The organism is Bradyrhizobium sp. AS23.2, from assembly GCF_001908185.1.
Taxonomy (GTDB): Bacteria; Pseudomonadota; Alphaproteobacteria; order Rhizobiales; family Xanthobacteraceae; genus Bradyrhizobium.
Genome location: NZ_LGHM01000370.1, coordinates 1 through 509, shown reverse-complemented (window position 1 = coordinate 509; position 509 = coordinate 1). Strand labels below are relative to the sequence as shown.

Sequence of the window (509 nt, the reverse complement as noted above, 5' to 3'; positions counted from 1 at the left end):
CCATGCCGACGCCGCGCCCCGACACCGAGGTGACGGCGGCCGCGGTGGAGAAGCCCGGGGCGAAGATGAACTTGTGGATCTGGGCCTCGCTCATCTTCTCGAGCTCGGCCTCGGTGACGAGGCCTGAGGACAGCGCCTTGGTCTTGATCCTCTCGGTGTTGAGGCCACGGCCGTTGTCGGCGATGCAGATGATGATGTGGCCGCCTTCGTGATAGGCGGAGAGGCGGATGGTGCCCTGCTCGCCCTTGCCGGCCGCCAAGCGCTCGGCCGGGGTCTCGAGGCCGTGGTCGGCGGAGTTGCGCACCATGTGGGTGAGCGGGTCCTTGATCAGGTCGAGCACCTGGCGGTCGAGCTCGGTGTCGGCGCCGTGCATCTCCAGCTCGATCTGCTTGCCGAGTTCGCTCGACAGATCGCGGACGATGCGGGGCAGCTTCTGCCAGGCGTTGCCGATCGGCTGCATGCGCGTCTTCATGACGCCTTCCTGCAGCTCGGCGGTGACGTTGGAGAGG

The 509-nt window shown here is 67.4% G+C and carries 1 protein-coding gene; it reads right to left on the bottom strand.

Features of this window, described 5'->3' with window-relative positions:
* Positions 1 to 509 (bottom strand): chemotaxis protein CheA (locus AC630_RS42195; protein ID WP_245330674.1); only part of this gene is annotated, 509 nt, incomplete at both ends.